A 10,336-nucleotide genomic window follows, 5' to 3' on the forward strand; every position below is an offset into this window, starting at 1 on the left:
GCGGGGTGTCGGAGACCGGACCGGCCTCGTAATAACCCATGCGGATTCCGTTCGTCTGCACGAACTTGAGCGGCGGCATTTCGATCATCGGGACATTCCTACTCAGCAGCGCCCTTGACGTCGGCCGCTGGCGGCGCATAGGCCGCCTCCAGCGCAGCAAACTCCTCGGGCAGCATGTCGCACATCACCTGCACATGCGGAATGATGTTGGCGCCGACAATGAAACCGAAATCGAGCTGGTCGCGATAGCTCTGCACGGTGATGTTGAGCGCCTGCCCGTGCGTCGAGATCGACACCGGGAAGATGTGCAACAGTTCGGCACCCGCGGCGTAGAGCGTCTGCCGCGGCCCGGGCACGTTGGAGACCGTGATGTTGGCGGCCGGCGGCAGCACGTCCGACAGGTTCGAGCGGCTGTAGAGCAGCGCCAGGATCTGCACCATGATCGGCGCACCCAGCATCGAGATGTTGGACACTTGCGGCATCAGGGCGCGCAGCGGATGCGACATCTCCTTGGACTTGGTCGATTGCGCGATGATCGCCTCCAGTCGCGCCTTGGGATCGTCGATGTTGGTCGCGATCGCGCAGATCATGCCGAACACCTGGTTGTTGGCCTCGGTGTTGCCTTCCTCGCGCAGCGAGATCGGCACGGCGGCGGTCAAGGATTTCGCCGGCAGCGTGCCGTATTGCTGGAGATAGCGGCGGACCACGCCGGAGGCGAGCGCCAGCACGACGTCGTTGAGCTTGCCGCCGGCCTGCTTGGCCAGCGCCTTCGCCCGTGACAGCGGGATCGACACGCCGGCGAAGCTGCGCTCCGAGGAGATGGTCTTGTTGAGCATGGTCGGCGGCGACACCATGCTGGCCAGGCTCTCGCGCGACTTCGGATCGGCGACCTTGCCGAGCACGTCGGACACGCTCTTGAGCACGGTCGGGATGTTGCCGGCGAAGCGCACCGCGCTCTCGATCTGGTACATCGCATTGTCGAACAGGATCGAGCCGATGTCGCTCTTGCCGGTGCGCGGCAGCTGCAGGTTCTTCGCAGCGGCCGAAGCATCGAGCGGCTGGCTGAAGAGCTGCTGGTAGGAATCGAGCAGGTTGGCGGCGATGTCGCGCGGCTCCTGTCCGGGCTTGGCTCCCGCCGCCGGCGGATCGACCTTCCGCGGGATCGGCGAGATGTCGTAGATCATGTTGGTCAGCGCCGCACCGGCACCGCCGTCGATGGCGGCATGGTGCATCTTGGAATAGAGCCCGACCTCGTTGTCCTTCATGCCCTCGAACACGTAGAACTCCCAGAGCGGGCGGGCGCGGTTCAGGAGCTTGGCGTGCATCCAGCCGACGATGCGCTCGAGCGTGGCGCGGTCGCGCGGCTGCGGCAGGCTGGCGCGGAAGATGTGACGGTCGATGTCGAACTGATCGTCCTCGACCCAGGAGGGATGATCGATGTCGAGCGGCGCCTTCTCCAGCCGCGCCTTCAGGATCGGCGCGATGTGCAGGCGCGAGACGATCATCGCCTTGAAGTCTTCGAAGAAGTCGCCCTTGTAATCGTCGGGCAGGCGAAAGATCGCCATGCTGCCGACATGCATCGGCATTTCCGGCGTTTCCAGATAGAGAAACGACGCATCCAGCGACGACAGCTTCTTACCGTCAGCCATAGTTCCCTCCCGCAAGATTTGACGGGCGCCTTGGACGGCGCTTCTCGTCAGGCCGATATTGCCCGCTCCGGCGGGGCATATGCAATGGCAAACGGCCCTGCCCGGTCAAATGGCGAGAATTCCCCCTCCGGTTGCGCCAGCCGGTCCGCCACGGCCCACAGCGCTGCGGGGTTCACGCCGAGCCCGATATGGCTCGCCAGGTGCACCTCGATGTTCTCGGCCCGGTCCGAAGGGCGCAACAGGCAGGTCCGCCAGTTCACGACACCGTCGGCGCGGGAATAGATCGACGTCGCCGGCACCGGCAGATCGCCGGCGATCGCCTCGCGCAGGTCGGCAAAATCATCGACCCGCTCGCCGGACAGCGCCTCGTAGAGCCGCGTGGCATTGGTCGCCCGCACATCGTTGGCGAAAGGACTGCCGAGCGTCACGACGTAACGGACCATGTCGGGCGCCTGGAGCGCGAGATCGCGGGCATAGACGCCGCCGAGGCTCCATCCGACCAGGCTGACCTTGCGCCCCGTCGCGGCGTGGATCTCGGCGAGGCGGGCACGAAGGGCCTCCCGCATCCGCCCCAGTCCGCCGAGATTGCGGCCCATCCGCCAGGCATGTGCCTCATGGCCGAGCTCACTGAGATAGCGCCGCATCGGCGCCATCGAAAGATCGCTGGCGAGAAAGCCGGGCAACGTCAGCACCGGATGGCCGTCACCCCTGGGCGCGCGCATCAGGACCGGCGACAACAGCAGGCTGGCGTTGAACTCGAACAGCCCGCGGGCTTCGGCGAGCAGCAAACCAAGGCCCGGCGGACGAAGCCGGTCTGACGGTTGCGGCCCGTCCCGCCCGGGCGCCATTATTTCTTCTTGTCGCTGCTACGCGTTCCGCCGAGGCCGGCCATGGTGACGAACATGTCCTGAAACCGCTCGGCGATCTTCGGATCGAAAGTGAACCAGCTCTGGATCAGCGATTCCGGCGAGACCTTGTCGATATTGCTCAGGACCTGCTGCTGTAGCTTGTCCATGACGGCAATCTGCATCGGCGAGACGTCCGGCAATCCGAAGAACTGACGGGCCTCGAGGGGGGTGCAGTCGATTTCGATGTTAACTTTCATGTCCCCTCCGGATGAGATTCGAGCAGTCTGACGGAGTATCGCCGCGACACGGTGTGCAACGCAAGCGACCTCGGACGCGCTGCGGGGCGCAGGCTCCCGCAATCGGCGGGTATGGTCAATCAGATCGCTCGGCCGCGACCGCAGCGCGGACGGCCGAGACGCCAACGGCCGACAGGGCCAGTTTCCCTTTATCCCGGGACTTCACAGGTCGAAAGTCGAATGTCATTCGCGCGCCGACCTCCCCTAGATTGCCGGTCAGCATTGCTGCACAGCGGTGCAACTTGGCGCGTTCCTTGCTGGAATGGCGCTTGCACGGGTCGTGAACTCTGGGCAACATGGATCGATCAGCCCCGCCGAACAATCAAAAAATCACGGCGCGGCAGAGTGGAGAGGGTTAAGAATGTCAGTCGGACGGACTCTGTTTGCGGCGACGCTCGCCGGTACGCTTGCGTTGGCGGTCTCGCCGGCGTCGAGCCAGACGCTACGTTATGCCAACCAGGGTGACCTGAAGTCGCTCGATCCCTATACGCTCAACGAGAGCACCACCCACGCCCATCTCGGTCACGTCTATCAAGGCCTCACCGCGCGCGACAAAGACCTCAAGATCATTCCGGCGCTGGCGGAAAGCTGGGAAACCCCGGAGCCGACCCGCTGGCGCTTCCACCTGCGCAAGGGCGTGAAATTCCACAACGGCGACCCCTTCACCGCCGACGACGTGGTGTTCTCGGCCGATCGCGTCCGCAAGAAGGGGTCGAACATGCAGACCCGCCTTGCGCCCGACGTCAAGGTGGTCAAGGTCGACGACTACACCGTCGATTTCGTCCTGCCCTCGCCCAACCCCATCCTGCATAACGCGTGGGATGTCTGGTACATCATGGACAAGAAATGGGCCGAGGAGAACAACGTCGTCGACCCGACGCCGGTGGCGGCGACCACGCCGAGCTACGCCTCGCTTCATGAGAACGGCACCGGTCCCTTCATCATCGAAGACGCGCGTGATGCGCGGGCTGGCGACGCCGTCGGCGCTGATGATCGCGCCGGAGCTGTTCATACTGTCCAAGGAGTTCACGCGGCCGAAATTCGATCCCGACGGCGCCAAGAAGCTCCTGACCGAGGCCGGTTATCCCGATGGCTTCGAGGTCACCATGGATTGCCCGAACGATCGCTACGTCAACGACGCCGCGATCTGCCAGGCCGTCGTCGGCATGCTCGCCCGCATCGGCGTCAAGATCAATCTGCTGGCGCAGCCGAAGGCGCAGTACTTCGCCAAGGTGCTGAAGCAAGGCGGCTACCAGACCTCGTTCTACATGCTCGGCTGGACGCCGAGCACGATGGACTCCCACAACGTGCTCTTTGACATCATGGGCTGCCGCGACGATGCGAAATCCTCGCGGGGCGAGGCCAATCTCGGCGGCTACTGCAACAAGGAGTTCGACGCCATCACCGACAAGGTGCTGGTCGAAACCGACACCGCCAAGCGCAACCAGCTGATCAAGCAGGCCTACGAAATCGGCAACAAGGACTGGTCCTACATCCCGCTGYACCAGCAGGCGCTGGCCTGGGGCGTATCGAAGAAGGTCAACCTGCCGCAGCGCGCCGACAACCTGGTCATGTTCCACTGGGCGACCAAGAAGGAATAGCGTCAGTTGAACACAAGGTCCCGGGAGCGTCAGGCTTCCGGGACCTTTCCTTTTTCCGGCTGACAAAGACGTCGGCTGCAAGCACACCCAAGGACAGTGGAAGAAATGCTCGCTTTCACTCTTCGCCGCGCCGTTCWGGCTATCGGCGTCATGTTCGCCGTCGGCATCATCGCGTTCTCGATGTTCCGATTCGCCGGCGATCCCGTGAACCAGATCGTCTCGATCGACACGTCGGCGGCCGAACGCGAAGCCGTGCGCAAGTCGCTCGGCCTCGATGATCCCGTGCCGGTGCAGTTCGTGCGCTATTTCGGCGACGCCGCGCAGTTCAAGTTCGGCATCTCCTATCAGTTCCGCCAGCCGGTCTCGACGCTATTGATGGAGCGCATGCCCGCGACGCTGGAACTTGCGATCTGCGCGACCGTATTTGCAATGGTGTTCGGCATCCTGATGGGCGTCTATTCGGCGCTGAAGCGCGACACCGCGCTCGCCAAATTATTCCAGGCGGTTTCGCTGATCGGCATCTCGCTGCCGACGTTCCTGATCGGCATCCTCCTGATCTATCTGTTCGCGGTGACATTGGGCTGGTTGCCCTCGTTCGGCCGCGGCGAGGTGGTCAGGCTCGGCTGGTGGACGACGGGCCTGCTCACGCTGTCGGGCCTGAAGGCGCTGATCATGCCCTCGATCACGCTCGGCCTGYTCCAGATGACCCTGATCATGCGGCTGGTGCGCGCGGAGATGCTGGAAGTGCTGCGAACCGACTATATCCGCTTCGCCCGCGCCCGGGGACTCTCGACCCGTGCCATCCATTTCGGCCACGCGCTGAAGAACACGCTCATTCCCGTGATTACGGTAGCCGGGCTCCAGTTTGGCTCGGTTATTGCATTTTCGATCATCACCGAAACCGTGTTCCAGTGGCCGGGCATGGGACTTCTGTTCGTCCAGGCCGTGCAAAACGTCGATATCCCGATCATGGCCGCCTACCTGCTGATGGTCTCGCTGATTTTCGTCACCATCAATCTGGTGGTCGATATCCTCTACACCGTGGTCGATCCGCGCCTGCGCTCGACCGTCGGCCGCGCGACATAAGGCAGCCCGCATGTCCGACGCAGTCGTCTCCAATTCCGACAAGCAGAGCACGCAGCCGACGCGCGCCGCCCGCGGCTGGCTCAGCCGCGCGCTCGACAGCGACGTCTTCTATTCCTTCCGCCGCTCCAAGCTCACCATGGTTGCGGCCGCCATCACGGTCTTGTTCTTCCTGCTCGCGATCTTTGCATCCGTGCTCGCGGTCCAGAACCCGTTCGATCCGGCGCAGCTTCAGCTGATGAACTCGCGGATTTCGCCGCTGTGGACCGCCGACGGCCAGAGCCCGTTCCTGCTCGGCACCGATGAGCAGGGCCGTGACGTGTTCTCCGCCATCCTCTACGGCATGCGTATCTCGCTCGCCGTCGGCGTGGCCGGCGTGATCTTTGCCGGTGCGCTCGGCATCGCGCTCGGCCTGATGGCCGGTTATTTCGGCGGCGCGGTGGACGGCGTGATCATGCGAATCGCTGACGTCCAGCTCACCTTCCCCGCCATCCTGATCGCGCTGCTGGTCAATGGCATCGCGAAATCGATCCTCGGCAACCGGCTGGATGCCACCAGCATGCTGGTGGTGCTGGTGATCTCGATCGGCCTGAGTTTCTGGGTGGGTTATGCCCGGACCGTGCGCGGTTCCGTGATGGTCGAGAAGAACAAGGACTACGTGGCCGCCGCGCAGTTGATCGGCCTGCCCGCTCCCGTGATCATGCTGCGGCACGTGCTGCCGAACACGATGGGCCCGATCCTGGTGATCGCCACCATCAACCTCGCACTCGCCATCATCACCGAGGCGACGCTGTCCTTCCTCGGCGTCGGCCTGCCCGACACCATGCCCTCGCTCGGCACGCTGATCCGAATCGGCAACAACTATCTGTTCGCGGGCGAATGGTGGATCGTCGCCTTCCCGGGGCTCGCGCTCGCCGCGCTGATCCTCTCCATCAACCTGCTCGGCGACTGGCTGCGCGACGCGCTCAACCCAAAACTTCGATGAGTGTGCGTCGCCCATGACCGAACCTGTTCTCTCCGTACGTAATCTTCAGGTGGAATTCGCCTCCCGCCGCGGCACGCTGCGCGCCATCGACGACGTCTCCTTCAACATCGCCAAAGGCGAGGTGCTCGGCGTGGTCGGTGAATCCGGTGCAGGCAAATCCGTCACCGGCCTTTCGGTGATCGGCCTGATCGATCCGCCGGGCCGCATCGCCGGCGGCGAGATTCATCTCGCAGGCATGCGCATCGACAAGCTGCCGCCGGAGGAGATGCGCCGCATCCGCGGCAAACGCATCGGCATGATCTTCCAGGATCCCCTTACCTCGCTCAATCCGCTGTACCGGGTCGGCGACCAGATCGTGGAAACGATCCGGACCCACCTCAATCTGTCCGAACAGGCGGCCCGCCGCCGCGCCATCGACCTGCTCGCCGAAGTCGGGATTCCCGCGCCGGAAAAGCGCATCGATGGCTATCCGCACGAGTTCTCCGGCGGCATGCGCCAGCGCGTGGTGATTGCGCTCGCGATCTGCGCCGAACCGGAGCTGATCATCGCGGACGAGCCGACCACGGCTCTCGACGTCTCCGTGCAGGCGCAGATCATCTCGCTGATCAAGCGGCTCGGCCGCGACCACGGCACCGCGGTGATGCTGGTGACCCACGACATGGGCGTGATCGCGGAAACCTCGGACCGCGTCGCAGTGATGTATGCCGGCCGCGTTGCCGAGATCGGTCCGGTACAGGACGTCGTGAGGAACCCGCTGCATCCCTACGCGAAAGGATTGATGGGCGCGATCCCGACGCTCGCGGGCGAGGACAAGCGCCTGGTGCAGATTCCCGGCTCCATGCCGCGCCTGTCGGCGATTCCGCGCGGCTGCTCGTTCAATCCGCGCTGCGCGTTCGCATTCGACCGCTGTCGTGTCGATCGGCCGGAGCCGCTTCCGCGGGGCGCGCAGTCGGTCGCCTGCCATCTCTATGACGATGTGCCGGCGGAGAGCGCAGCATGAGCGCCCCTTTCGTCCAGGCCACAAATCTGCGCCGCGTCTTCGACGTCTCGAAGCCCTGGCTCAACCGCGTTCTGGAAGGCGGGCACCTCGAATATCTCAAGGCTGTCGACAACGTCACCTTCGACATCAGGAAGGGCGAGACCTTTGCGCTGGTCGGCGAGTCCGGCTCCGGCAAGACCACGGTGGCGCGGATGGTGGTCGGCCTGTTGCCGCCGAGCTCCGGCGACGTCCAGATCGACGGCGTCTCGATGGCCGACCCGCGGCAGGCGCCGGCGCGGCGAAAGCTGCGCCGCCGCATCCAGATGATCTTCCAGGATCCCTATGCGAGCCTGAACCCGCGCTTCCGGGTCGATGCCATCATCTCCGAGCCGATCCGCGCCTTCGACCTGATCCAGGGCGAGCGCGACATCCAGGCGCGCGTCGGCGAGCTGCTCACCCTCGTCGGCCTGCATCCCGACGACCGGCTGAAATTTCCGCACGAATTCTCCGGCGGCCAGCGCCAGCGTATCGCGATCGCGCGGGCGCTTGCCTCCGATGCCGAGTTCATCGTCTGCGACGAGCCGACCTCGGCGCTCGACGTCTCGGTGCAGGCGCAGATCCTGAACCTGATGCGCGATCTCCAGGACAAGTTCGGCCTGACCTACATGTTCATCAGCCACAACCTTGCGGTTGTCCGCCACATGGCAAGCCGCGTCGGCGTGATGTATCTCGGCCGCATCGTCGAGATCGCGGAAGGACGTGAGCTGTTTGCCCGCCCGCGCATGCCCTACACCAAGATGCTGCTGGGCGCCGTGCCCGATCTTGCGATGAGCGGCCGCCAGCGCATTCCGGTCAAGGGCGAGATTCCGAATCCGATCAATCCGCCGCCCGGCTGCGCCTTCAATCCGCGCTGTCCGCTGGCGTTCGATCTCTGCCGCAAGGAAGCCCCGGAACTGATCGGCGGCGTCRCCTGCCATGCGGTTAACACCGCGCCGGTACCGGCGTGACGCGCGCGTGCCATGCGGCCTGCGCATTGGCGGCACGGCATCGCCTGTGATCAATTGCGCGCGCCACAACTAAGGTAACGTAATCCCATGGCCAGCAACGTCAATCCGGATCCCTTCACGACGCGCCCCGAGATCGAGGGCACGTTCGGGGTCGTCGCCACCACGCACTGGATCGCGACCGCCGTCGGCATGGCTATTCTGGAAAAGGGCGGCAACGCCTTCGATGCCGGCGTCGCCACAGCGTTCACGCTCCAGGTGGTCGAACCGCATCTGAACGGCCCCGGCGGCGACGTGCCTGTTATCGTGCACGATGTGAAGCGCGGCCGCACCGAGGTGATCTGCGGCCAGGGCCCGGCGCCGGCGCGCGCCACCATCGCGCATTACAGGAGCGAAGGCCTCGACATGGTGCCGGGCACCGGCCTGCTCGCCGCCTGCGTGCCCGGGACCTTCGAATCCTGGATGATGCTCTTGCGAGACTACGGCACGATGCGCGTGCGCGACGTGCTGGAGCCCGCGATCTCCTACGCCCGCGATGGCTATCCCCTGGTCGAGCGCGCCTGCGCCACGATCCAGACCGTCGAGCAGCTATTCCGCAAGCACTGGCCGACCTCGGCCGCGGTCTACCTGCCCAATGGCGAAGTGCCGAGGCCCGGCACGCTCTTCACCAACAAGACGCTGGCCGCGACCTACGCCCGCATTCTCAGCGAGGCCGAGAGCGGCGACGGTGGCCGCGACGCCGAGATCGAGCGGGCGCGAAGGGCCTGGTCGCACGGCTTCGTCGCGGAAGCCATCGACAAATTCTGCCGCACGCAGGAGGTGATGGACGTCAGCGGCTCGCCGCATCGCGGCGTTCTCTCGGCCGACGACATGGCGCGCTGGCAGCCGACCATCGAGGCGCCGCTCACCTACGACTATGGCCGCTACACCGTCTGCAAGGCCGGCGTCTGGAGCCAGGGCCCGGTCACGCTGCAACAGCTCGCGCTACTCAAGGGCTTTGCGCTCGACGGGCTCGACCCGACCGGGCCGGAATTCATCCATCTCCAGATCGAATGCGCCAAGCTCGCCTTCGCCGACCGCGAAAAGTTCTACGGAGACCCGAAGTTCAGCGAGATCCCGATCGCGACGCTGCTGTCGGATGCCTATAACGACGAGCGCCGCAAGCTCGTCACCGACAAGGCCTCGCTCGACTTCCGCCCCGGCTCGGTCGAGGGCTTTGGCGGGGTCGTCAAGCTGCGGCGCGCCGAAGGCCAGCGCGAAGCGGTCGGCGCGCTCGGCGCCGGCGAGCCGACGGTCGGACGCTTCGGCGAGGTACGCGGCGACACCGTGCATTTCGACATCATCGACAAGGCCGGCAATATGGTCTCCTCGACACCATCCGGCGGCTGGCTGCAATCTTCGCCGATCATTCCGGAGCTCGGCTTCTGCCTCGGCAGTCGCGCGCAGATGTTCTGGCTGGAGGAAGACCATCCGGCGGCGCTCGCGCCGGGCAAGCGGCCGCGCACCACACTGTCGCCGACCATGGCGCTGCGCGACGGCGAGCCGTATCTCGCCTGGGGCTCGCCGGGCGGCGACCAGCAGGATCAGTGGATCACGCAATTCTTCCTGCGCCACGTCCATTGCAATCTCAATCTCCAGGAAGCGATCGACGCGCCGGCCTGGCACTCCGAGCACTTCCCGATCTCGTTCTGGCCGCGCACCGCGCGCCCCGGCGTGCTCGTGGTCGAGAACCGCGTGCCGAAGGCGACGATCGAGAATCTGCGCGAGCGCGGGCATATCGTCGAGATCGGCCCCGACTGGTCCGAAGGCCGCCTCACCGCGGCCTCCCGCGTCGGGGTGCGCCGCCGCGCTGCCGCCAATCCGCGCGGCATGCAGGGCTACGCAGCAGGAC

At 65.2% G+C, this 10,336-nt stretch carries 8 protein-coding genes and 2 pseudogenes; 6 read left to right on the top strand and 4 right to left on the bottom strand.

From position 1 onward, the window contains the following. From AC1D00_RS19815 to AC1D00_RS19830, 4 genes and pseudogenes are all read right to left on the bottom strand, one after another. Window positions 1-139, bottom strand: a pseudogene (locus AC1D00_RS19815) (alpha/beta fold hydrolase); the annotation flags it as partial. Then, complete coding sequence (locus AC1D00_RS19820; RefSeq protein WP_027543977.1) at window positions 99-1,649, bottom strand: WS/DGAT/MGAT family O-acyltransferase; 1,551 nt, start codon at window positions 1,647-1,649, stop codon at window positions 99-101. The pseudogene AC1D00_RS19815 and the gene AC1D00_RS19820, both read right to left, overlap by 41 nt. A 47-nt stretch (window positions 1,650-1,696) precedes the next feature. Continuing rightward, window positions 1,697-2,497 (bottom strand): esterase/lipase family protein, encoded by an 801-nt coding sequence (locus AC1D00_RS19825; protein ID WP_404554129.1) that lies wholly within the window; start codon window positions 2,495-2,497, stop codon window positions 1,697-1,699. Continuing rightward, window positions 2,497-2,754 (bottom strand): DUF6489 family protein, encoded by a 258-nt coding sequence (locus AC1D00_RS19830; protein ID WP_135172372.1) that lies wholly within the window; start codon window positions 2,752-2,754, stop codon window positions 2,497-2,499. Before AC1D00_RS19830 ends, AC1D00_RS19825 begins: the two co-directional genes overlap by 1 nt. A 400-nt stretch (window positions 2,755-3,154) precedes the next feature. Here AC1D00_RS19830 and AC1D00_RS19835 point away from each other — a divergent pair. The 6 genes and pseudogenes from AC1D00_RS19835 to AC1D00_RS19860 form a co-directional block, all read left to right on the top strand. Continuing rightward, window positions 3,155-4,394 (top strand): annotated as a pseudogene (locus AC1D00_RS19835) (ABC transporter substrate-binding protein). Between the two features lie 105 nt (window positions 4,395-4,499). Continuing rightward, window positions 4,500-5,480: an ABC transporter permease gene (locus AC1D00_RS19840; RefSeq protein WP_477011825.1), complete on the top strand. Its 981-nt coding sequence runs from the start codon at window positions 4,500-4,502 to the stop codon at window positions 5,478-5,480. 10 nt (window positions 5,481-5,490) lie between these two features. Continuing rightward, on the top strand, window positions 5,491-6,462 hold the full coding sequence (locus AC1D00_RS19845; RefSeq protein ID WP_135172369.1) for an ABC transporter permease: 972 nt from the start codon (window positions 5,491-5,493) through the stop codon (window positions 6,460-6,462). Between the two features lie 13 nt (window positions 6,463-6,475). Next, window positions 6,476-7,462 (top strand): ABC transporter ATP-binding protein, encoded by a 987-nt coding sequence (locus AC1D00_RS19850; protein ID WP_477011826.1) that lies wholly within the window; start codon window positions 6,476-6,478, stop codon window positions 7,460-7,462. Beyond that, entirely contained in the window at window positions 7,459-8,448 is a 990-nt protein-coding gene (locus AC1D00_RS19855; protein ID WP_477011827.1) for an ABC transporter ATP-binding protein, read from the top strand. The genes AC1D00_RS19850 and AC1D00_RS19855 overlap by 4 nt, the downstream gene beginning before the upstream one ends. A gap of 87 nt (window positions 8,449-8,535) precedes the next feature. Continuing rightward, window positions 8,536-10,336 (top strand): gamma-glutamyltransferase family protein (locus tag AC1D00_RS19860; protein WP_477011828.1); only part of this gene is annotated, 1,801 nt, incomplete at its 3' end.

This window comes from Bradyrhizobium sp. P2_E8 (assembly GCF_056403875.1).

Bases quoted from the DNA above. Each gene is read 5' to 3' on its own strand.
- AC1D00_RS19820 (WP_027543977.1), bottom strand. From the start codon at position 1,649: ATGGCTGACGGTAAGAAGCTGTCGTCGCTGGATGCGTCGTTTCTCTAT.
- AC1D00_RS19850 (WP_477011826.1), top strand. From the start codon at position 6,476: ATGACCGAACCTGTTCTCTCCGTACGTAATCTTCAGGTGGAATTCGCC.
- AC1D00_RS19830 (WP_135172372.1), bottom strand. From the start codon at position 2,754: ATGAAAGTTAACATCGAAATCGACTGCACCCCCCTCGAGGCCCGTCAG.
- AC1D00_RS19825 (WP_404554129.1), bottom strand. From the start codon at position 2,497: ATGGCGCCCGGGCGGGACGGGCCGCAACCGTCAGACCGGCTTCGTCCG.
- AC1D00_RS19845 (WP_135172369.1), top strand. From the start codon at position 5,491: ATGTCCGACGCAGTCGTCTCCAATTCCGACAAGCAGAGCACGCAGCCG.